General features: G+C 61.7%; 21 protein-coding genes and 1 tRNA gene. 14 read left to right on the top strand and 8 right to left on the bottom strand.

Annotation, left to right across the window (positions count from 1 at the left end; genetic code table 11):
• Position 1 precedes the first annotated feature (1 nt).
• Positions 2 to 1,276 carry a uracil-xanthine permease family protein gene (locus tag BLQ55_RS00395; protein ID WP_072409362.1) on the top strand — a complete coding sequence of 425 codons (1,275 nt, stop codon included), beginning with the start codon at positions 2 to 4 and terminating at the stop codon, positions 1,274 to 1,276.
• Between the two features lie 143 nt (positions 1,277 to 1,419).
• Here BLQ55_RS00395 and hemH read toward each other — a convergent pair whose 3' ends face one another.
• A complete protein-coding gene (gene hemH / locus BLQ55_RS00390) occupies positions 1,420 to 2,445 on the bottom strand; it encodes a ferrochelatase (RefSeq protein WP_092202522.1) in 1,026 nt (341 codons plus the stop codon).
• 13 nt (positions 2,446 to 2,458) lie between these two features.
• Positions 2,459 to 3,358: a TIGR01777 family oxidoreductase gene (locus BLQ55_RS00385; protein WP_092202520.1), complete on the bottom strand. Its 900-nt coding sequence runs from the start codon at positions 3,356 to 3,358 to the stop codon at positions 2,459 to 2,461.
• Positions 3,359 to 3,554: 196 nt separating this feature from the next.
• Between BLQ55_RS00385 and BLQ55_RS00380 the strand changes: the two genes are divergently transcribed.
• From BLQ55_RS00380 to BLQ55_RS00355, 6 genes are all read left to right on the top strand, one after another.
• Positions 3,555 to 4,541, top strand: a complete 987-nt coding sequence (locus BLQ55_RS00380; RefSeq protein WP_092202518.1) for an NAD(P)/FAD-dependent oxidoreductase — start codon at positions 3,555 to 3,557, stop codon at positions 4,539 to 4,541.
• A 176-nt stretch (positions 4,542 to 4,717) separates the two neighbouring features.
• On the top strand, positions 4,718 to 5,680 hold the full coding sequence (locus BLQ55_RS00375; protein WP_092202516.1) for a YbgA family protein: 963 nt from the start codon (positions 4,718 to 4,720) through the stop codon (positions 5,678 to 5,680).
• Positions 5,680 to 6,627, top strand: a complete 948-nt coding sequence (locus BLQ55_RS00370; protein WP_092202514.1) for a MerR family transcriptional regulator — start codon at positions 5,680 to 5,682, stop codon at positions 6,625 to 6,627. The genes BLQ55_RS00375 and BLQ55_RS00370 overlap by 1 nt, the downstream gene beginning before the upstream one ends.
• A gap of 12 nt (positions 6,628 to 6,639) precedes the next feature.
• Complete coding sequence (gene phrB / locus BLQ55_RS00365) at positions 6,640 to 8,091, top strand: deoxyribodipyrimidine photo-lyase (RefSeq protein WP_092252120.1); 1,452 nt, start codon at positions 6,640 to 6,642, stop codon at positions 8,089 to 8,091.
• 120 nt (positions 8,092 to 8,211) lie between these two features.
• On the top strand, positions 8,212 to 8,985 hold the full coding sequence (locus BLQ55_RS00360; RefSeq protein WP_092251781.1) for an SDR family NAD(P)-dependent oxidoreductase: 774 nt from the start codon (positions 8,212 to 8,214) through the stop codon (positions 8,983 to 8,985).
• A gap of 27 nt (positions 8,986 to 9,012) precedes the next feature.
• Positions 9,013 to 9,318, top strand: a complete 306-nt coding sequence (locus BLQ55_RS00355; protein ID WP_060740657.1) for a YkgJ family cysteine cluster protein — start codon at positions 9,013 to 9,015, stop codon at positions 9,316 to 9,318.
• Between the two features lie 113 nt (positions 9,319 to 9,431).
• Here the strand turns inward: BLQ55_RS00355 and BLQ55_RS00350 are convergent, their stop codons facing one another.
• The 6 genes from BLQ55_RS00350 to hemA all read right to left on the bottom strand — a co-directional run bounded on the left by BLQ55_RS00350 (position 9,432) and on the right by hemA (position 14,810).
• A complete protein-coding gene (locus tag BLQ55_RS00350) occupies positions 9,432 to 9,950 on the bottom strand; it encodes an acyloxyacyl hydrolase (RefSeq protein ID WP_092202509.1) in 519 nt (172 codons plus the stop codon).
• 113 nt (positions 9,951 to 10,063) lie between these two features.
• The gene (gene murI, locus BLQ55_RS00345; RefSeq protein WP_092251778.1) at positions 10,064 to 10,855 is read right to left on the bottom strand and encodes a glutamate racemase; all 792 of its coding nucleotides are present in this window, start codon (positions 10,853 to 10,855) and stop codon (positions 10,064 to 10,066) included.
• A complete protein-coding gene (locus BLQ55_RS00340) occupies positions 10,848 to 11,603 on the bottom strand; it encodes a molybdopterin-synthase adenylyltransferase MoeB (RefSeq protein ID WP_092252118.1) in 756 nt (251 codons plus the stop codon). Before BLQ55_RS00340 ends, murI begins: the two co-directional genes overlap by 8 nt.
• A complete protein-coding gene (gene prmC / locus BLQ55_RS00335; RefSeq protein ID WP_092202505.1) occupies positions 11,597 to 12,427 on the bottom strand; it encodes a peptide chain release factor N(5)-glutamine methyltransferase in 831 nt (276 codons plus the stop codon). The genes BLQ55_RS00340 and prmC overlap by 7 nt, the downstream gene beginning before the upstream one ends.
• Positions 12,428 to 12,441: 14 nt before the next feature.
• The gene (gene prfA / locus BLQ55_RS00330) at positions 12,442 to 13,524 is read right to left on the bottom strand and encodes a peptide chain release factor 1 (RefSeq protein WP_092202503.1); all 1,083 of its coding nucleotides are present in this window, start codon (positions 13,522 to 13,524) and stop codon (positions 12,442 to 12,444) included.
• A complete protein-coding gene (gene hemA / locus BLQ55_RS00325) occupies positions 13,521 to 14,810 on the bottom strand; it encodes a glutamyl-tRNA reductase (RefSeq protein ID WP_092202501.1) in 1,290 nt (429 codons plus the stop codon). The genes prfA and hemA overlap by 4 nt, the downstream gene beginning before the upstream one ends.
• A gap of 172 nt (positions 14,811 to 14,982) precedes the next feature.
• Between hemA and BLQ55_RS00320 the strand changes: the two genes are divergently transcribed.
• The 7 genes from BLQ55_RS00320 (at position 14,983) to pth (ending at position 20,779) form a co-directional block, all read left to right on the top strand.
• Positions 14,983 to 16,707: a tetratricopeptide repeat protein gene (locus tag BLQ55_RS00320; RefSeq protein WP_092202499.1), complete on the top strand. Its 1,725-nt coding sequence runs from the start codon at positions 14,983 to 14,985 to the stop codon at positions 16,705 to 16,707.
• Positions 16,708 to 16,711: 4 nt separating this feature from the next.
• The gene (gene lolB, locus BLQ55_RS00315) at positions 16,712 to 17,329 is read left to right on the top strand and encodes a lipoprotein insertase outer membrane protein LolB (protein ID WP_092251776.1); all 618 of its coding nucleotides are present in this window, start codon (positions 16,712 to 16,714) and stop codon (positions 17,327 to 17,329) included.
• A gap of 1 nt (position 17,330) precedes the next feature.
• Positions 17,331 to 18,182 carry a 4-(cytidine 5'-diphospho)-2-C-methyl-D-erythritol kinase gene (gene ispE, locus BLQ55_RS00310; protein ID WP_092251774.1) on the top strand — a complete coding sequence of 284 codons (852 nt, stop codon included), beginning with the start codon at positions 17,331 to 17,333 and terminating at the stop codon, positions 18,180 to 18,182.
• 37 nt (positions 18,183 to 18,219) lie between these two features.
• Positions 18,220 to 18,294: transfer RNA gene (locus BLQ55_RS00305), tRNA-Gln, on the top strand.
• 47 nt (positions 18,295 to 18,341) lie between these two features.
• Positions 18,342 to 19,283, top strand: a complete 942-nt coding sequence (locus BLQ55_RS00300) for a ribose-phosphate pyrophosphokinase (protein ID WP_003171603.1) — start codon at positions 18,342 to 18,344, stop codon at positions 19,281 to 19,283.
• A 142-nt stretch (positions 19,284 to 19,425) separates the two neighbouring features.
• Positions 19,426 to 20,028, top strand: coding sequence for a 50S ribosomal protein L25/general stress protein Ctc (locus BLQ55_RS00295; RefSeq protein ID WP_060740648.1), 603 nt, complete (start codon positions 19,426 to 19,428; stop codon positions 20,026 to 20,028).
• Positions 20,029 to 20,194: 166 nt separating this feature from the next.
• Positions 20,195 to 20,779: an aminoacyl-tRNA hydrolase gene (pth, locus tag BLQ55_RS00290; RefSeq protein WP_003185374.1), complete on the top strand. Its 585-nt coding sequence runs from the start codon at positions 20,195 to 20,197 to the stop codon at positions 20,777 to 20,779.
• The last annotated feature ends 14 nt before the right edge of the window (positions 20,780 to 20,793 follow it).

The raw sequence follows: 20,793 nt of genomic DNA, 5'->3' as shown, positions 1-20,793 counted from the left end.
CATGCGGGATGAGTTCAACGATCCGCTCTGGCGCCAGGTCTTGTCCGGCGCGCAGATGCTGTTCGTCGCCTTCGGCGCGCTGGTACTGATGCCGCTGATCACCGGGCTGGACCCTAACGTGGCGCTGTTCACCGCCGGCCTGGGAACGATCCTGTTCCAGCTCGTGACCGGGCGCCAGGTGCCGGTGTTCCTGGCTTCGAGCTTTGCCTTCATCACCCCGATCATCCTCGCCAAGGGCCAGTTCGGCCTGGCCGCGACCATGGGTGGGGTGATGGCGGCGGGTTTCGTCTACACCTTCCTGGGCCTGGCCGTGAAGATCAAAGGCACCGGGTTCATCGACCGGCTGCTGCCGCCAGTGGTCATCGGTCCGGTGATCATTTCCATCGGCCTGGCCATGGCGCCGATTGCCGCCAACATGGCAATGGGCAAGGCCGGCGACGGCACCGAGCTGATTCATTATCAGACCGCGATGATGATCTCGATGCCGGCCCTGCTCACCACCCTGATCGTGGCGGTGTTCGGCAAAGGCATTTTCCGCCTGGTGCCGATCATTTCCGGTGTGCTGGTGGGCTTTGCCATGGCGTTTTTCTTCGGGGTCGTGGACACCGCGAAAATCGCCGCCGCCCCCTGGTTCGCCCTGCCAGCCTTCACCGCGCCGGAGTTCAATTGGCAGGCGATCCTGTTCATCGTGCCGGTCGCCCTGGCGCCGGCCATCGAGCACATCGGCGGCGTGATCGCCGTGGGCAGCGTGACCGGTCGCGACTACCTGAAGAAACCCGGCCTGCACCGCACCCTGCTCGGTGACGGCATTGCCACCACCGCCGCCGGCCTGTTCGGTGGCCCGCCCAACACCACCTACGCCGAAGTGACCGGCGCGGTGATGCTGACCAAGAACTACAACCCGAAGATCATGACCTGGGCGGCGATCTTTGCCATCAGCCTGGCGTTCATCGGCAAGTTCGGCGCGCTGCTGCAAAGCATCCCGGTGCCGGTGATGGGCGGGATCCTGTGCCTGTTGTTCGGTTCGATTGCGGCGGTGGGCATGAACACGCTGATCCGCCACAAGATCGACCTGGGCGAGGCGCGCAACCTGGTGATCGTTTCGGTGACGCTGGTGTTCGGCATCGGCGGCGTGCTGGTGGGCACCGGCACCGGCCCGGACGACTTCGGCCTCAAAGGCATCGCATTGTGCGCGGTGGTGGCGATCGCGCTGAACCTGCTGCTGCCGGGCAATGACGGCTGGAAGCAGAAGAAGGCGGATGAACCGCTGCTGTGACTCAAGCTTGAAAGCTTTATTGTCAGCCTGATAGCCATCGCGAGCGAGCTCGCTCCCACAGTGGGTCTCGAGTGGTCACAACATTTGTGTCCACCGCAGATTCCATGTGGGAGCGAGCTTGCTCGCGATGAGACCCTTGAACCTCACAACGCGATCGGAGCCCGTTCGCAGAGAGTACTCAACGCCTGTGCCCACTGCGGCTCATCATTGAGGCAAGGCACCAGCACCAACTCCTCCCCCCCTGCCGCGCGGAATTGCTCGCGCCCGCGATCGCCGATTTCTTCCAGGGTTTCGATGCAGTCGGCCACGAACGCCGGGCACATCACCAGCACTTTCTTCACGCCGCTTTTGGCCAGCTCCTCCAGGCGCGCCTCGGTGTAGGGTTCGATCCACTTGGCACGCCCCAATCGCGACTGGAACGACACCGACCATTTGCCATCCGCCAACCCCATGCGTTGGGCAAACCGTTCGGCAGTACGGATGCATTGCGCGCGGTAACAGGTCGCCATGACCTCCGGCGGCGCATTCTTGCAGCAGTCGGCATCCTTGAAGCAATGAAATCCGGTCGGGTCGAGCTTGGTCAGGTGCCGTTCCGGCAAGCCGTGGAAACTCAACAACAGATGATCGTGTTCCTGCATCAGGTACGGCTTGGCGCTGGTCACCAGGGCGTCGAGGTATTCGGGCTGATCGTAGAACGGTTGGAGGATCGAAAACTGCACGTTGAGTTTCTTTTCCCGCACGACCCGCTTGGCCTCCTCGATCACCGTGGTCACGGTGCTGTCGGCAAACTGCGGATACAACGGCGCCAACGTGATCGTCTTGTGACCCTGGCTCGCCAGCCGCACCAGCACCGATTCAATGGACGGCTCGCCATAACGCATCGCCAGCTCCACCGGCCCCTGGGTCCACTGTGCGGTCATGGCCTGTTGCAGCCGGCGACTGAGCACCACCAACGGCGACCCCTCTTCCCACCAGATCGAGGCGTAGGCGTGGGCCGACTGCTCGGGGCGCTTGATCAGGATCAGCGACACCAGCAAGCGCCGCACCGGCCATGGCAGGTCGATGACATACGGGTCCATCAGGAATTGATTGAGGTAGCGGCGCACATCGGCCACCGAGGTGGAGGCAGGCGAACCCAGATTCACCAGAAGCAACGCGTGATCGGTCATGCAACGTCCTATTTCAAAGGCGGCTGGACAAGTCGTCCAGGGCCGCAGGCAAATCAGTGAACCGGAATGTGTAACCCGCCGCCTGCAATCGGGCCGGCGTGGCGCGCTGGCCGCCGAGCAACAGCAAGGACAATTCCCCCAGCGCGACCTTCAGCGCAAGCTCCGGCATCGGCACCACGGCCGGCCGATGCAATACGCGCCCCAGGGCCTTGGCAAAATCGCGGTTGCGCACCGGGTTCGGCGCGCACGCATTATAAGGACCGCTGGCATCGGTGCGGTGCAGAAGAAAATCAATCAGGGCGATTTGATCGTCGATGTGAACCCACGGCATCCACTGCCGCCCATTGCCGATACGCCCGCCCAGCGCCAGTTTGAATGGCAACAGCAGCCGCGACAAAAAGCCGCCCTCGGCGGACAGGACCAGACCGGTACGCACCAGCACCACGCGCAGGCCCAAGGCCTCGGCCCGTTGCGCGGTTTCTTCCCAGGCGATGCACAACTGACTGGCGAAATCTTCGCTCACCGGTCCCGATTCCTCGGTCAATTCACGCTCGCCACCATCGCCGTACCAGCCCACCGCAGAACCGGAAATCAGCACCTGCGGTTTTTGCTCGCAACGCTCCAGCCACGCCAGCAAGACTTCCGTCAACGTGACACGACTGCTCCACAACAACATCTTGCGTTTGTGGCTCCAGGGGCGGTCGGCGATGGGGGCGCCGGCGAGGTTGACCACCACGTCCACCGGTTCATGGATTTCGTCGAGCTTGGCCACGCCCCGCACCGGTGTCCCGCAGATTTTCGCCACTTCTTCGGGTCGGCGACTCCATACCGTCAGGCGATGCCCCTGCTGCAACCAGAGGCGGCAGAGCTGACGTCCGATCAAACCAGTACCGCCGGTCAGCAATATGTGCATGAGATGTTCCTCGCATCGCGTTTTACCCGGTCCATTAGTCTATTTTTATAGGCAGGGATTTTTCGTATCGGACAAGGTCTGTGTTTAACAATAGGACAAGCTGTCCAAACGCGAACGGTAAAACTTATACCAAAAACCCAAATTGTACAGGTTTAAACGACGGCGTAGTCTGTACAGAAAGGTAAACGAGGCCCTCATGACTGTACCTATCGCGATCATCGGCACCGGCATCGCCGGACTTTCAGCCGCCCAGGCCCTGACGGAGGCCGGGCATATCGTTCAACTCTTCGATAAAAGCCACGGCAGTGGCGGACGCATGTCAAGCAAGCGCAGCGACGCTGGCGCACTGGACATGGGCGCGCAGTATTTCACTGCCCGCGATCGCCGCTTTGTCACAGAGGTCCAGCGCTGGCAAGCCAACGGCTGGGCCGCGGAATGGAACCCGCAGCTCTACAACTTCCAGAATGGGCAACTGAGCCCATCGCCGGACGAACAGACTCGCTGGGTCGGCACCCCGCGCATGAGCGCCATCACCCGCGCCTTGCTCGACAAGCTGCAGGTGCAGTTTTCCTGTCGGATCACCGAGGTGTACCGCGGCCAGGAGCATTGGCATCTGCAGGACGCGGAAGGTTTCACCCACGGCCCCTTCGGCCACGTGGTGATCGCCACGCCCGCGCCCCAGGCCACCGCCTTGCTGGCGGCCGTACCGAAGCTGGCCGCCGTGGCCGCTGGCGTGAAGATGGACCCGACCTGGGCTGTGGCCCTGGCCTTCGAAACACCGCTGGATACGCCCATGGAAGGCTGCTTCGTACAGGACAGCCCCCTGGACTGGCTGGCGCGCAACCGCAGCAAACCGGGACGCGACAGCAAGCTCGACACCTGGGTACTGCACGCCACCAGCGACTGGAGCCGGCAGCACATCGACCTGTCCAAGGAGGCAGTGATCGAACACCTGCACGGTGCTTTCGCCGAGCTGCTGCACAGCGCGATGCCTGCACCAAGCTTCAGCGTGGCCCATCGTTGGCTCTATGCCCGCCCCGCCGGCAGCCATGAATGGGGCGCCCTGGCCGATGCCGACCTGGGTCTGTACGTGTGTGGTGACTGGTGCCTGTCCGGCCGTGTCGAAGGCGCATGGCTCAGCGGCCAGGAGGCTGCACGTCGCCTGCACGCAAGCCTGCAATAGATCGCGTCACCCATCGCTCTTCGCTGCTGTCGAAAGAGACAGCAGCCTGCCCGCGGCACCCACTGACGTCGCCCAGCCCCGCTATGAATCCGGTTGACTTGTATGCATTCGGGCCTATGATGAAAATATTGTACATAAATATAAACTTGTACAAGATTAGCCATCAGAGGTCGCCCATGCCCAGCGCAGCCATCGCCAAACCCAGAATCGCCATCAGCGCCTGCCTGATGGGTGACGAAGTTCGCTTCAATGGCGGGCACAAGCAATCGCTGTTGTGCAGCCGCACCCTTATCGATTACTTCGATTTCGTGCCGGTGTGCCCCGAAGTCGCCATCGGCCTGGGCATTCCCCGGGAGCCGATTCGCCTGGTGGGCAATCCTGAACACCCCGAGGCGCTCGGTACGGTGAATCGCGACCTCAACGTGACCCGGCCATTGGCCGACTATGGGCAGCAGATGGCCGGGGAACTGGATGACCTCTGCGGCTATATCTTCATGCAGAAATCGCCATCCTGCGGACTGGAGCGGGTCAAGGTCTACGACCACAACGGTGTCCCCCAGGAGGGCGGCGGGCGCGGTATCTATGCCCAGGCCTTTTGCGAACGCCATCCCGATCTGCCGGTGGAGGAAGACGGTCGCCTCAACGACCCGGTGCTGCGGGAGAACTTCCTGACCCGGGTGTTTGCCTATGCCGCCTGGCAACCCTTGCGCCGCCAGGGCCTGACCCGGCGCGACCTGATCGAATTCCACTCGCGCTACAAATACCTGCTCATGGCCCACAACCCCGAGCAGTACAAGGCCCTGGGCAAATTGCTGGGCGACATGGGCAAGGCCGACCCCAATGAACTGGGTCCACGCTATTTCAGTGCGTTGATGGCCGCGTTGAAGAAATGCGCCACCCGCCGCACCCACACCAATGTGCTGCAACACCTGAGCGGTTACCTCAAGCGCGCCATCGACGCCGACGACAAGCAGGAGGTACAGCACCTCATCGGCCAGTACCGCCTCGGCATCGTGCCCTTGGTGGTGCCGCTGACGTTGCTCAAGCATCACCTGCGCCAGCACCCCGACCCTTACCTGGCGCAGCAGGTCTACCTGCAGCCGCACCCGGAAAACCTCAGTTTGCGAAACGCCATTTGATGAACAACGATCCCGATTCCAGCGCCCGCGAAGACCTGGGGGCCGATTTTGCCAAGGCCTTGGCGCAAGGCTGGCTGCCCATACGCGAAGTCGCCCGGCAGACCGGTGTCAACGCCGTCACGTTACGGGCCTGGGAGCGCCGCTACGGCCTGATCGTGCCGCACCGCACGCCCAAGGGGCATCGACTGTTCAATGCCGACCACGTGCAACGGATCCGCAGCATCCTCACTTGGATCGATCGTGGCGTCGCGGTGAGCAAGATCAAGCCGTTGCTGGACACACCGCCGCTGTCTACAGCACCTACGCCGCCACCGGAGAACGATTGGCAACGTCAGCGCAACGCCCTGGCGCTGGCGGTGACGCAACTGGCCGAGCGTCAGATCGATGACCTGATCAACCAAGCGATGGCGCTGTATCCGCCCTGGACCGTGTGCGAGCAATTGCTCTTGCCGTTGCTGGCCGAGCTGCACTCGCGCTGGCAAGGCCAGTTTGGCGCGCAGCTGGAACGGGTCTTCCTGTACTCGTGGCTGCGCAGCAAGTTTGGCAGCCGGATCTACCACAACAACCGTCAGTTGCGCGGTGCGCCACTGTTGCTGGTCAATCATTCGGATTTGCCCCAGGAGCCGCACCTGTGGCTCACCGCCTGGCTGGCCAGCAGCGCCGATTGCCCGGTGGAGGTGTTCGACAGCCCGCTACCGGCGGGCGAACTGGCCCTGGCGGTCGAACGCCTCAAGGCTCGCGGCGTCCTGTTGTATTCCAGTCATGCCGTCAATCTGTCCCAACTGCCCAGGCTGCTGGGTGGAATCGATTGCCCGATCATCATTGCCGGCCCGGCCGCGTCGATTCATCAAGCCCGGTTATCCACAGGCGTTTCGATGATTGACCTGTCCTGGGCCGAAGACCCGCTATCGGCTCACCGCGAACTGAGCCGCAGAGAACTCCTTTAGATGGAAAACAGCCTGCAACTGATCTGGCTGCGCAGCGACTTGCGCCTGCACGACAACACCGCCCTCGCGGCGGCCGCAGCCCAAGGCCCATGCGTGGCGGTATACCTGACCAGCCCCGAACAATGGCGTGCCCATGACGACGCAGCGTGCAAGATCGATTTCTGGCTGCGCAACCTCGGCGTATTGAGCGTGGCCCTGGATGAATTGAACATCCCGCTCCTGATTCGCGAGGCAACGCATTGGCACCAGGCGCCGCACGTGCTGCTCAAGCTGTGTCGCGAACTGAACGTTGGTGCCGTGCATGTCAACGAAGAGTACGGCCTGAATGAAACGCAGCGCGACAGCGAAGTCGCCCGTGCGTTGAATGATCAGGGCATCGAGTTTCACCGTCACCTCGATCAATTGCTGTTCAGGCCTGGCAGCGTACTGACCAAGACCGGTAATTATTTCCAGGTGTTCAGTCAGTTCCGCAAGGTCTGCTACAACCGTCTGCATGTTTCGCTGCCGAGCCTGGTCGCCACGCCGCGCCAGCAGGCCCGTATCGGCATTGCCCGCGATCCGGTGCCGCCTCATGTCGATGGATTCGCCCCGCCCAGCGAAGCACTGCGCGCCCTCTGGCCCGCCGGTGAAACCGAAGCCCGACGGCGCCTGGACAGTTTTGTCGACCAACACCTCGACGATTACCAGCACGAGCGGGACTTCCCGGCCCGGCCCGGCACCAGCCAGCTCTCGGCCTACCTGGTAGCCGGGGTGGTGTCGCCACGTCAGTGCCTGCATGCCGCGCTGCAAGCCAACCGGGGTGAATTCGAAAGTGGAAGCACCGGCGCCGTGACCTGGATAAATGAATTGCTCTGGCGCGAGTTCTATAAACACATTCTCGTGGGCTATCCACGCGTGTCGCGTCACCGCGCGTTCCGCCCGGAAACCGAGGCGCTGGCGTGGCGCAAGGCCCCCACCGAACTGGAGGCGTGGAAACAGGCACGCACCGGCCTGCCGATTATCGATGCGGCCATGCGCCAATTGCTGGAAACCGGCTGGATGCACAACCGTTTGCGGATGGTGGTCGCCATGTTCCTGACCAAGAACCTGTTGATCGATTGGCGTGAAGGCGAGCGTTTTTTCATGCAGCACCTGATCGACGGCGACCTGGCCGCCAATAATGGCGGCTGGCAGTGGAGCGCCTCCACCGGCACCGACTCGGCGCCGTGGTTCCGCATCTTCAACCCTTTGAGCCAGTCGGAAAAATTTGACCGCGAGGGCCTGTTCATCAAGTACTGGTTACCTGAACTGAACGATCTGGACAGGCAACAGGTCCATAGCCCAAACACCCAGGGCGGCTTGTTTGGCGCAGTGGATTATCCGGCACCGATCGTCGATTTGCGCGAGTCCAGGGCCCGTGCGCTGGCGGCGTTCAGAAACCTGCCGGCGCGACAGGACGCAGCCGTCGAAGGGGCGGGCGATTAGCGCACATAAAATTGCCGGGCCGCGGGATGCAATATTGACCCGATAACATATAGTCGTACTGAACGTACGAGCGCTACTGAAAGTCGTGTATCAGCGTCTGGCAATCGAAAGGAGTACGGAATGGGTTCAAGACTGCCCCGGCGTTATTGGCTCACCGGGGCCGGCAATGGAATCGGCGCTTCGTTGGCTGAAGCGATACTCGAGACAGGTGCATACCTGGCCGTCAGTTCACACTCGCCCCGCTCGTGCGAAACCCTTTCGGTACGTTATCCAGGACAAGTGCTGACCGTGCCCGGCAATTTGACCGACAGCCAGACCGTGCGCGAGATCGGTGAACAGATCACCCGACAATGGGGCGCCCTGGATCAGGTGATCCTCAATGCTGGAACGACTGAGTACGTTGACGAACAGCATACTGACCATACATTGATCGAACATATCGTGCGCAGTAACCTGCTGGCCGCCAGTTTCTGCATTGAAGTGGCCATGCCCTTGTTGCGCGCCGGGACCCAACCTCATCTGGTGGGTATTGCCAGCCCGGCGACTTATCTGCCGCCCTCGAACATCGAGGCGGGCGGAAGCGGGATGCGCCATCTGTTCGAATCGACTCGGGCAGAGCTGGCGTCTGCGGGCGTTGATGTGACCTGGGTGCATCCTGGCTACGACGATCCATCGCTGGGGCCCGACGACTGCTTTCCATTCCCGGCCCATTGGTCGCCAGAAGAAGCGGCGCGGCATGTGCTGAATCACTTGGTGGAACGCCCCCGGGAAGTCGCGCTTCCCATCGCGTCCATGAGCGCGCTTTGGCCCTTGCCTTCATCCACCGAAACCCTGCCGGCCGACAACGACTCATGCCAGGCAAAAACCGGCTATCCGATCAAGGGACGCCCCTGAGCCGCCGATTGCCTTACACTGCGCGCCATGAAAACCATCCCCCTCCATGAAATCCCGGCACCGGCCGTCACATGCTCGACATGCGCGGCGTGCTGCTGCCAGTTGGAAGTGATGCTGATCACCGACACCGGGGTCCCGGAGCGTTTTATCGACACGGACGACTGGGGTGGGGAAGTGATGCTGCGGCTCGACGACGGCTGGTGCGCGGCCCTGGATCGCGACAGCATGATGTGCACTATCTACGAAAAGCGCCCGCTGATCTGCCGCGAGTTCGAGATGGGCGCGCCGGAATGCCTGGAAGAGCGCCAGGGCATTGCGACGGCGTATCGGTAGGCGAAGAAAACCTGTGGGAGCGAGCTTGCTCGTGATAGCGGTAGGTCAGACAACTTCAGGGTGGCTGGTCTATCGCTATCGCGAGCAAGCTCGCTCCCACAATTGTTCAGGTGTTACAGCGGCATCGTGTAGTGCAGCGCGTAGCTTTCCACACCGTCGTTGGTCGACTTGATACCTGCGTTGGAGTAGTGAGTGGCGCGAATGCCCACTTCATGTCCGCCATTGAAGCGCAGGCCGAACCCGATGCGATCCTCGAACTGGAAGGCCGTCCCCAACTTGTTGGTTTCCACCTCGGTGTTGGCAAACAGCGCAACACCTACACCCGCCTCGATGTAAGGCTTCACGTTCTGGCCGGAAAACTCATACACAAAGACCGGCGAGAACGACAGGCTATGGTTGCTGGACGTCTCGTCCCCTTCCCAGTAGGTATAGGCACCGCTCCAGTAACCGGTCAGGCGACCGACATCGCTCTGCCACCAACTCTTGTCCCAGTCGAACTGCATGCCCAGGCGATAGGTCATGGTCGAGTCGCTAGTTTGGCCAACCCCAAACTCCACACCCGCCGCCTGAGCGGTGTAAGTGTGCCCCAGCAATGCAGCCGCAAACGCGGCAAAGCAGAATACACGCTTCATTAGAAACATCCTTTGCGAACAGACTTAGTTAGTTTAGTTACAAACAGACAAAGCTATAGAAATCCGCGGTAAAACAGAAGTTCAGCCCGTTTCACACAATTTTCACGTTTTTCTTACAGTTCGAAGCTTCGCACAACGCCAGACGAATGCCATAGCAGCGGTAGGATTTTTCTCAGATGTATCGGGTCTGCGCTGGTCCAGAATTGCGTTTCATGGGGCGCCCCCTCTGCCAGCCACCCACGTTCGGCCAACAGGCGCTGAAGTTGCCGGGCCACGGCGGCGCCGGTGTCGATCAGGCTGATGTGCCTTGGGATCATGTCCTTGAGCAAAGGCTTGAGGAATGGATAGTGGGTGCAGCCCAGGATCAGCGTATCGCAGCCGGCTGCAAGCAACGGCTCGACGTAGTGTTGCAGCAGTTGATGCAGGGCCTGGCTGTGCAGGTCCCCCGCCTCGATCAATTCGACCAGGCCCGGGCACGGCTGGGTGATGACGCGCACATCGGTGGCGAAACGGTCGAGCAAGGCGGCGAATTTGGCGCTCTGCAAGGTACCGGTGGTCGCCAGCACCCCGACGATACCGCTGCGGGTTGCGGCGGCCGCCGGTTTGACCGCCGGCTCCATGCCGACGATCGGCCAGCGGGGAAAATCGCGCCGCAGATCGGCGACCGCGGCCACCGTAGCGGTGTTGCAGGCGACCACCAACGCCTTGGCGCCCTGACTGAAGAGAAAGTCGGCAATGATCGCGCAACGTTGTCGGATGTATTCCGGGCTCTTCTCGCCGTAGGGAATGTGCCCACAGTCAGCCACGTACAGCAGCGACTCATTGGGCAGCAACTGACGGATCTCCCCCAGCACCGACAGCCCGCCGACGCCCGAGTCCAGCACGCCCACCGGTGCGTCATTCATGCGAGCCACCACAGACACTGCACCCCGGGTCGCGCTTGACCCGCAATTCGCGGAAACGCGTGTCCAGGGCGTCGATCAGCAATAGCCGTCCCACCAACGGCTCGCCGAAACCGACCAGCAGCTTCAAGGCTTCAAGGGCTTGCAGACTGCCCACCAACCCCACCAGCGGCCCGATCACACCGGCTTCGCTGCAGGTCAGCTCAGCTTCGCTGCCATGGCCGTAGAGGCAGTGGTAGCAAGGGCTTTCAGGGCGACGCGGGTCGAACACCGACAACTGCCCTTCCAGGCGAATCGCCGCGCCGCTGACCAGCGGCTTACCCGCCGCGACACAGGCCGCGTTCACCGCTTCGCGGGTCGAGAAATTGTCCGAGCAGTCGAGCACCACATCCACCGCCGCGACCGCAGCGGCCAGGCTGTCTTCGTCCATGGCGGCCCGGTGAGGCACCAACCGAACCTCGGGGTTGATCGCCCCCAGGCGCCGCATCGCCGAATCGACCTTGCCCAGGCCGACGCTGTCGGTGTCGTGAATGACCTGGCGTTGCAGGTTGGTCAGGTCGACGCTGTCGAAATCCGCCAGGTGCATCTCACCCACGCCAGCGGCGGCCAGGTACAACGCCACCGGGGCGCCGAGCCCGCCGAGGCCGATGATCAACACGCGGCTTTGCTTGAGACGCAATTGGCCGTCGATGTCGACATGCTGCAACAGAATCTGCCGGCTGTAGCGCAACAGCTCCTGATCGTTCAGCACGGCAGGCACCCCAGGCTGATGCGCTCATGGCCCCCCAGGTCCTTGCGGCTGTGGACCTCGACAAACCCCTGGGCGCCCAGCAAATCGCGCACCGCCTCGGCCTGATCGTAACCATGCTCGAGCATCAGCCAGCCACCCGGTTCGAGGTGCGCCGGCGCCTGGGCCACGATCTGGCGCAGATCATCGAGCCCGTCCGGCCCGGCCACCAAGGCACTGGCCGGCTCGAAACGCACGTCACCCTCGGCCAGGTGCGGATCGCTGGTCGCGATGTACGGCGGGTTGCTGATGATCAACTGGAAACGCTCGCCCTCCAAGGCGCTGAACCAGTGGCTGCTCAATACCGTGACATTACGCAAGTCCAGGCGCTGGCGATTGCGTTCGGCCAGGGCCACGGCCTCCAGCACCCGGTCGACCGCCGTGACGTTCCAGGCCGCACGCTCACTGGCCAACGCCAGGGCAATCGCGCCGCTGCCGGTGCCCAGGTCCAGGACCCGGGCCGGTGTCGCAGGCAGCAAGGCCAGTGCGGTTTCCACCAGCAGTTCGGTGTCGGGACGCGGGATCAGCGTATGGGGCGCGACTTCCAGGTCGAGTTTCCAGAAACCCTGTTGCCCGAGGATGTAGGCCACCGGCTCGCCGGAGCGACGGCGACGCAGGTATTCGGAGAACAGCAGCGCCGCCTCGCTGGGCACGATCCGCTCGGGCCAGGTATGCAGGAAGCTGCGGGACTTGCCCAGGGCAGCGGCCAGCAACAACTCGACATCCAGCCGTGGCGTGGGCGAATCCGGCAGCTCGGCGGCGCGTAACAGACTGGCGATGATGGTCATTTACTCACCTGTGCTTACTCGCCAATCGCCGCCAACTGGTCGGCCTGGTATTCGGCCAGCAACGGCTCGATGACCGCATCGACACCACCGGCCAGGATCTCGTCCAGGGAATACAGGGTCAGGTTGACGCGATGGTCGGTGACCCGGCCCTGGGCGAAGTTGTAGGTGCGAATCCGTTCGGAGCGATCGCCCGAGCCCACCAGCAACTTGCGTTCGCTGGCGATGGCATTGGCCGCGGCGCTGGTCTGCTGGTCGTTGAGCTTGGCCGACAACCAGGCCATGGCCCGCGCACGGTTCTTGTGCTGGGAACGTTCTTCCTGGCACTCGACCACGATGCCCGAGGGCAAGTGGGTGATGCGGATCGCCGAGTCGGTCTTGTTGACATGCTGGCCGCCCGCCCCGGAGGAACGGTAGGTGTCGATCCGCAGGTCCGCCGGGTTGATCTCGATGGCTTCCTGCTCGTCCGGCTCGGGCAATACCGCCACGGTGCAGGCCGAGGTGTGGATGCGCCCCTGGGATTCGGTGGCCGGCACGCGCTGCACGCGGTGGGCGCCGGATTCGAACTTGAGCTTGCCGTAGACATTGTCGCCTTCGACCCGGGCGATGACTTCTTTATAGCCGCCGTGCTCGCCTTCGTTCTCCGACAGGATCTCCACGCGCCAACCGCGACGCTCGGCATAACGCGAATACATGCGGAACAGGTCGCCGGAAAAAATCGCCGCCTCGTCGCCGCCGGTGCCGGCACGGATCTCGAGGAACACGTTGCGCCCGTCATTCGGGTCCTTGGGCAGCAGCATGCGTTGCAGGTTGCTTTCCAGTTCGAGCAACTGCTCCTTGGCTTCGCGCACTTCCTCCACGGCCATTTCGCGCATGTCCGGGTCGCTGTCCTTGAGCAGCGCCTGGGCGCCTTCGAGGTCGCCCTGCACTTTAAGCAGCTGTTTATAGGTGGCGACAATCGGCTCGACTTCCGCGTATTCCTTGGAATAGGTGCGGAATTTGTTCTGGTCGGCAATGACTTCGCCATCGCCCAGCAAGGCGGTCAATTCTTCGAAACGGTCCTGGAGGATGTCCAGTTTGTTGAGCAGCGACGCTTTCATTGCGGTTTTTTATCCGAAAAGCTATCCGGTGAGCCCTCACCGAGGGCAAAGAGTTCCTGGGCCATGGCCAGCGCATCGAGGCGGCCCTCGGCAGTCAGCTTCTTGAGCTGGACACTGGGGGCGTGGAGCAGCTTGTTGGTCAGGCCGCGGGCCAGTTGCACCAGCACCTCTTCGGCACTGCCGCCGTTGGCCAGCAGGCGCTGGGCCTTTTGCAGCTCCTCGTCGCGCAGGCGTTCGCTCTGTTGACGATACGCCTTGAGCACATCCACCGCCGCCAGCTCGCGCAGGCGCACCATGAAGTCCTCGGCGCCGACGCTGACCATCTCTTCCGCCGCCTGGGCCGCGCCCTGCCGGCTCTTGAGGTTCTCGGCCACCACCTCGTGCAGGTCGTCGACGCTATAGAGGTAAACATCGTCCAGCTCGCCGACTTCCGGCTCGATGTCCCGGGGAACGGCGATGTCCACCATGAAAATCGGCTTGTGCTTGCGCAGCTTCAGGGCACTTTCCACGGCGCCCTTGCCGAGGATCGGCAACTGGCTGGCGGTGGAACTGATGACGATATCGCTGTGCACCAGCTCGGCGGGAATGTCCGACAGCAGCACCGCATGGGCACCGAACTGTTCGGCCAGGGTGCTGGCCCGCTCCAGGGTCCGGTTGGCGACGACAATGCGTTTCACACCCAGGTCGTGGAGATGGCGAGCGACCAGGGTGATGGTCTCGCCGGCGCCGATCAACAGCGCCTGGCTGCGTTGCAAATCACTGAAAATCTGTTTCGCCAGGCTGACGGCGGCGAACGCCACCGACACCGGGTTCTCGCCGATGGCGGTGTCGGTGCGCACCTGCTTGGCGGCATTGAAGGTGGCCTGGAACAAGCGCCCCAGCAGCGGGCCGACGGTGCCGGCCTCGCGGGCCACGGCGTAGGCCGATTTCATCTGGCCGAGGATCTGTGGCTCGCCCAGCACCAGCGAGTCGAGCCCCGAGGCGACGCGCATCATGTGACGAACGGCCGCATCGTCTTCGTGCACATAAGCACTGGCGCGCAGCTCTTCAAGGCTCAGGTTGTGATATTCGGCCAGCCAGCGCAGCACTGAATCGGCCGAAACGTGATCCTGTTCTATATAAAGCTCACTGCGATTGCAGGTGGAGAGGATCGCAGCTTCGCGGCTGTCGGTGAGCCGGCAGAGCTGCTGCAGGGCCTCAACCAGCTGCTCAGGCGTAAAGGCCACGCGCTCGCGGACGTCTACTGAAGCAGTCTTGTGGTTAATACCGAGTGCAAGGAAGGCCATTCAAGGTCGCTGATGGTGACGTGAAGCCGGTAATTGTCCTACTTCGTCAGATTCAGAACAACCACTCGATCTCTATCGCCCTGCCCTGGGTTGTAAATCGACGGGGCGGTTATGTTTGACCCAAGGCTTGTGTCATGATGATCCGACCGCAGGTTAGTCGTCCTCTTCCTATATGAATAGATCTTCCGCGTTGCTCCTCGCCCTTGCCTTGCTCAGCGGCTGCCAGTCCATGGCCCCCGTTTCGACAGACGGTACGCCGCCAGTCGAAGACAGCGTGCAGGCCCCTGAAAAACCCAAGGTCTATGGCTCGTTCAGCGAAGAAACCATCTTCAGCCTGTTGAGCGCCGAATTGGCAGGCCAGCGCAATCGCTTCGACATTGCGCTGGACAACTACGTGACCCAGGCCATCAATACCCAGGACCCGGGCATCTCCGAACGGGCATTTCGCATTGCCGAATACCTGGGCGCCGACCAACCCGCGCTGGATACCGCACTGATCTGGGCCAGGAACGCCCCCGATGACCTGGAAGCGCAGCGCGCCGCCGCCGTGCAACTGGCCCGGGCCGGGCGCTACGACGACTCCATGGTCTATATGGAGAAAGTCCTGCTGGGCAAGGGCGACACCCATTTCGACTTCCTGGCGCTGTCCGCCGCCGATACCGACCAGGAAACCCGCAACGGCCTGATGAAAAGTTTCGATCGCCTGTTGCAGCGCCACCCGAATAACGGCCAGCTGATTTTCGGCAAGGCCCTGCTGCTGCAACAGGATGGCGACACCCAGGGCGCCCTCACCCTGCTGGAAGACAACCCGCCGGAAGCCGGCGAAGTGGCGCCGATCCTGCTGCGTGCCCGCCTGCTGCAAGGCTTGAACCGCGGCGACGAAGCCTTGCCGCTGCTGGAAAAAAGCATCAAGAAGTACCCGGACGACAAACGCCTGCGGCTCACCTACGCCCGCATGCTGGTGGAAAACAACCGCATGGACGACGCCAAGGTGGAGTTCTCCAGCCTGGTCCAGCAATACCCGGAAGACGACGAGCTGCGCTATTCCCTGGCACTGGTCTGCCTGGAGGCCAAGGCCTGGGAAGAGGCCAAGGGTTATCTGGAAGACCTGATCGCCCGGGAAAGCCATGTCGACTCGGCCCATTTGAACCTGGGTCGCATCGCCGAGGAACGCAACGACCCCGAGAGCGCACTGATCGAGTACGCCCAGGTCGGCCCGGGCAACGACTATCTGCCGGCGCAGTTGCGCCAGGCCGATATCCTGATCAGCAATGGCAAGACCGCCGATGCCCAGAGCCGCCTCGCGGTACAACGCGACTCCCAGCCGGACTATGGCATCCAGTTGTACCTGATCGAAGCCGAAACCCTGGCGGCCAACAATCAGAGCGACAAGGCCTGGAACGTACTGCAGCAAGCCCTGAAGCAGTACCCGGACGATCTGAACCTGTTGTATACCCGCGCCATGCTGGCGGAAAAACGCAATGACCTGGCCCAGATGGAAAAAGACCTGCGCCTGATCATCCAGCGTGACCCGGACAACGCCATGGCCCTCAATGCCCTGGGCTACACCTTGTCGGATCGCACCACGCGCTATGACGAAGCCAAGCTGCTGATCGAACAGGCCCACCAGATCAATCCGGAAGACCCGGCGGTACTCGACAGCCTTGGCTGGGTGAATTTCCGCCTGGGCAATCTCGACGAAGCCGAACGCCTGTTGCGCCAGGCCCTGGAGCGCTTTCCCGACCAGGAAGTCGCCGCTCACCTGGGCGAGGTCCTGTGGGCCAACGGCAAACAACGCGAAGCCCGGCAGATCTGGAGCCGATTCCTCAAGGATCAGCCTGACAGCCCCATCTTGCGCAGCACCATCAAACGCCTGACCGGATCCGAGACTCTTTAAGATTATGTTTTTGCGCCATTTCATCGCTTTCAGCTTCATTGCCTTGCTCGCCGGTTGCGCGGGCTTCGGCGCCCGTGAATCCGTCCAGGGCCAGGGCAACCAAGCCCAGTGGCGCGAGCACAAGCAACAACTGAGCGGCCTCGACGGCTGGCAGATCGACGGCAAGATCGGCATCCGCGCCCCGAAAGACTCGGGCAGCGGCACGCTGTTCTGGCTGCAACGCCAGGACTACTACGACATCCGCCTGTCGGGCCCACTGGGGCGCGGCGCGGCCCGCCTGACTGGCCGGCCGGGCCAGGTTTCCCTGGAAGTCGCCAATCAGGGACGCTACGAGGCCCCCACCCCCGAAGCGCTGCTGGAAGAACAACTGGGCTGGAAACTGCCGGTCTCCCACCTGACCTGGTGGGTCCGCGGACTGCCGGCACCGGACAGTAAAAGTCGCCTGACCCTCGACGCCGACAGTCGCCTGTCCAACCTGGAACAGGATGACTGGCAGATCGAGTACCTCAGCTATGCCCAGCAGAACGGCTACTGGCTGCCCGAACGCATCAAGTTGCATGGCAGCGACCTCGACGTCACGCTGGTGATCAAGCAATGGCAGCCGCGCAAGCTGGGGCAATGACATGACCGCTGCACGCCTGACCCTGCCCTCTCCGGCCAAGCTCAACCTGATGCTGCACATCCTCGGCCGTCGTCCGGACGGCTACCACGAGTTGCAGACGATCTTCCAGTTCCTGGACTACGGCGACGACATCACCTTCGCCGTGCGCGACGACGGCGAGATTCATCTGCACACCGAGTTCGAAGGCGTGCCCCACGACAGCAACCTGATCGTCAAGGCCGCGAAACGACTCCAGGCGCAATCCGGTTGCAGGCTGGGCATCGATATCTGGATCGAAAAAATCCTGCCCATGGGCGGCGGCATCGGTGGCGGCAGCTCGAATGCGGCGACGACTTTATTGGGCCTCAACCATTTGTGGCAGCTTGGCTGGAACATCGATCGCCTGGCTGCCCTGGGCCTGACGCTGGGCGCCGACGTGCCGGTTTTCGTGCGTGGCCACGCCGCTTTCGCCGAAGGCGTCGGGGAAAAACTCACCCCAGTAGAACCCGAGGAACCCTGGTACTTGGTGCTGGTGCCGCAAGTATCTGTAAGTACAGCAGAAATTTTTTCAGATCCACTGTTGACACGTAACTCTCCTCCCATTAAAGTGCGCCCCGTTCCCAAGGGAAACAGTCGAAATGACTGCTTACCGGTGGTAGCAAGGCGTTATCCAGATGTTCGTAACGCTTTGAATTTGCTAGGTAAATTTACCGAAGCAAAACTCACCGGAACTGGAAGTTGTGTGTTTGGGGGCTTCCCAAGCAAAGCTGAAGCTGATAAAGTCTCGGCCCTTCTTACAGAGACCCTTACAGGGTTTGTGGCAAAAGGAAGCAACGTTTCGATGTTGCATCGCAAGCTGCAAGACCTGCTCTAAAAGGAATCGAGTGCTGGGCACTCGCAGCAACAGATACAGGGGCGTCGCCAAGCGGTAAGGCAGCAGGTTTTGATCCTGCCATGCGTTGGTTCGAATCCAGCCGCCCCTGCCATTTTCCTATACTCATCCAGGTATACCCTCAGCCTTCAGGTACTGCGCGTGTCCAAGATGATGGTCTTTACGGGGAACGCCAACCCCGATCTGGCTCGGCGTGTCGTACGTCAGCTGCATATCCCTCTCGGTGACATTTCTGTCGGTAAATTTTCCGACGGCGAAATCACTGCCGAGATCAATGAAAACGTTCGCGGTAAAGACGTCTTCATTATTCAGCCGACTTGCGCTCCGACCAACGATAACCTGATGGAACTCGTCGTGATGGCTGATGCCTTCCGCCGTTCCTCGGCTACTCGTATCACTGCTGTTATTCCTTACTTTGGTTATGCCCGTCAGGATCGCCGTCCGCGTTCCGCACGTGTGGCCATCAGCGCGAAAGTCGTGGCTGATATGCTCACCGTAGTCGGCATCGACCGTGTCCTCACGGTTGATCTGCATGCTGACCAGATTCAGGGTTTCTTCGATATTCCCGTGGATAACATCTACGGCTCCCCCGTCCTGGTGGATGATATCGAAGATCAGCGCTTCGAAAACCTGATGATCGTGTCCCCGGACATTGGCGGCGTCGTGCGTGCACGGGCTGTCGCCAAATCCTTGGGCGTGGATCTGGGTATCATCGACAAACGCCGTGAGAAAGCCAATCACTCCGAAGTGATGCATATCATCGGCGACGTCGAAGGGCGCACCTGTATCCTGGTCGATGACATGGTCGATACCGCCGGCACCCTGTGCCACGCGGCCAAGGCCCTGAAAGAGCATGGCGCGGCCAAGGTCTTTGCCTACTGCACACACCCTGTGCTGTCCGGTCGGGCAATCGAGAACATTGAAAATTCCGTGCTGGACGAGCTGGTGGTGACCAATACCATTCCGCTGTCCGCTGCAGCACAAGCCTGTGCGCGTATCCGTCAACTGGATATCGCACCGGTGGTTGCCGAAGCGGTTCGCCGCATCAGCAATGAAGAATCGATCAGCGCGATGTTCCGCTAAGGGCCCCGCCCTTTCCAGGACATCTCGTTGACGAAAAGCGCCCCGCCCCGACATCACCTGTCGGGGCGGGGCTTTTTTGCCCATACCGTGCCTGACGCTGGTCGCAAACGTCACTCGGTCATGGCTATTTTGGAGATACAACATGAACGATTTTACTCTGAATGCTGAAGTGCGTTCCGACCTGGGGAAAGGTGCGAGCCGCCGCCTGCGTCGTCTCGCAAGCCTGGTTCCAGCTGTAGTCTACGGTGGCGACAAAGCCCCTGAGTCCATCAGCATGCTGGCCAAAGAAGTTGCCAAACTGCTCGAAAACGAAGCGGCCTACAGCCACATCATCGAGCTGAACGTTGGCGGCACCAAGCAAAACGTCGTGATCAAAGCCCTGCAGCGTCACCCGGCCAAAGGCCACGTGATGCACGCTGACTTCGTCCGCGTTGTTGCCGGTCAGAAGCTGACTGCTGTTGTTCCAGTGCACTTCATCAACGAAGCTGCTCCGGTCAAGAAAGGCGGCGAAATCTCGCACGTGACTTCCGAGCTGGAAGTTTCCTGCCTGCCGAAAGACCTGCCTGAATTCATCGAAGTCGACCTGGCTGACGCCGAAGTCGGCACGATCATTCACCTGTCCGACCTCAAGGCTCCTAAAGGCGTTGAGTTTGTTGCTCTGGCGCACGGCGACGACAAGGCTGTTGCCAACGTCCACGCTCCACGTGTTGCTCCAGAAGCCACTGAAGAAGGCGCTGCAGAGTAATTTCACTCTGTCGCCGGAGTGACCGGAAACATCGCGGACTGGAACGTAGCGAGACAGCGGGCGAGAACGCGAAGTTTACTCAACGGTAAATCCGCCATTTTCGTCCACTGTCGCAACACCGCCTGATTGCGACATCGTTATCCACACTCCAGGAAGGGCCCCTATCGTGACTGCCATTAAACTGATCGTTGGCCTGGGAAATCCAGGCGCTGAATACGAACAGACCCGGCATAACGCAGGGGCCCTTTTTGTTGAGCGCATCGCGCACGCACAAGGCGTCAGCCTGGCGGCCGATCGCAAGTATTTCGGCCTGACCGGGCGCTTCTCGCACCAGGGTCAGGATGTTCGCCTGTTGATTCCCACCACCTACATGAACCGCAGCGGCCAGGCCGTGGCGGCATTGGCCGGTTTCTTTCGCATCAAGCCTGAAGAAATCCTGGTGGCCCACGACGAACTCGACCTGCCTCCGGGCGTTGCCAAGCTCAAGCAAGGCGGCGGCCATGGCGGTCACAACGGGTTGCGCGACATCATCGCGCAACTGGGCAATCAGAATACCTTTCATCGCCTGCGGCTTGGCATCGGCCACCCGGGCGTTGCCAGTATGGTTTCTAACTTTGTCCTGGGTCGTGCGCCTCGCGCCGAACAGGAAAAACTCGATGCCAGCATCGACTTTGCCCTCGGCGTGCTGCCGGATATTCTCGCCGGTGAATGGAACCGCGCGATGAAAAACCTGCACAGCCAGAAGGCCTGACACTTATCCGAGGG

The organism is Pseudomonas sp. NFACC13-1 (assembly GCF_900104425.1).
GTDB lineage: Bacteria > Pseudomonadota > Gammaproteobacteria > Pseudomonadales > Pseudomonadaceae > Aquipseudomonas > Aquipseudomonas fluorescens_AA.
This window is presented reverse-complemented; position numbering and strand designations above follow the sequence as displayed.

Bases quoted from the DNA above. Each gene is read 5' to 3' on its own strand.
- BLQ55_RS00395 (WP_072409362.1), top strand. From the start codon at position 2: ATGCGGGATGAGTTCAACGATCCGCTCTGGCGCCAGGTCTTGTCCGGC.
- hemH (WP_092202522.1), bottom strand. From the start codon at position 2,445: ATGACCGATCACGCGTTGCTTCTGGTGAATCTGGGTTCGCCTGCCTCC.
- BLQ55_RS00385 (WP_092202520.1), bottom strand. From the start codon at position 3,358: ATGCACATATTGCTGACCGGCGGTACTGGTTTGATCGGACGTCAGCTC.
- BLQ55_RS00380 (WP_092202518.1), top strand. From the start codon at position 3,555: ATGACTGTACCTATCGCGATCATCGGCACCGGCATCGCCGGACTTTCA.
- BLQ55_RS00375 (WP_092202516.1), top strand. From the start codon at position 4,718: ATGCCCAGCGCAGCCATCGCCAAACCCAGAATCGCCATCAGCGCCTGC.
- BLQ55_RS00370 (WP_092202514.1), top strand. From the start codon at position 5,680: ATGAACAACGATCCCGATTCCAGCGCCCGCGAAGACCTGGGGGCCGAT.
- BLQ55_RS00360 (WP_092251781.1), top strand. From the start codon at position 8,212: ATGGGTTCAAGACTGCCCCGGCGTTATTGGCTCACCGGGGCCGGCAAT.
- BLQ55_RS00355 (WP_060740657.1), top strand. From the start codon at position 9,013: ATGAAAACCATCCCCCTCCATGAAATCCCGGCACCGGCCGTCACATGC.
- BLQ55_RS00350 (WP_092202509.1), bottom strand. From the start codon at position 9,950: ATGAAGCGTGTATTCTGCTTTGCCGCGTTTGCGGCTGCATTGCTGGGG.
- murI (WP_092251778.1), bottom strand. From the start codon at position 10,855: ATGAATGACGCACCGGTGGGCGTGCTGGACTCGGGCGTCGGCGGGCTG.
- prmC (WP_092202505.1), bottom strand. From the start codon at position 12,427: ATGACCATCATCGCCAGTCTGTTACGCGCCGCCGAGCTGCCGGATTCG.
- prfA (WP_092202503.1), bottom strand. From the start codon at position 13,524: ATGAAAGCGTCGCTGCTCAACAAACTGGACATCCTCCAGGACCGTTTC.
- hemA (WP_092202501.1), bottom strand. From the start codon at position 14,810: ATGGCCTTCCTTGCACTCGGTATTAACCACAAGACTGCTTCAGTAGAC.
- BLQ55_RS00320 (WP_092202499.1), top strand. From the start codon at position 14,983: ATGAATAGATCTTCCGCGTTGCTCCTCGCCCTTGCCTTGCTCAGCGGC.
- lolB (WP_092251776.1), top strand. From the start codon at position 16,712: ATGTTTTTGCGCCATTTCATCGCTTTCAGCTTCATTGCCTTGCTCGCC.
- ispE (WP_092251774.1), top strand. From the start codon at position 17,331: ATGACCGCTGCACGCCTGACCCTGCCCTCTCCGGCCAAGCTCAACCTG.
- BLQ55_RS00295 (WP_060740648.1), top strand. From the start codon at position 19,426: ATGAACGATTTTACTCTGAATGCTGAAGTGCGTTCCGACCTGGGGAAA.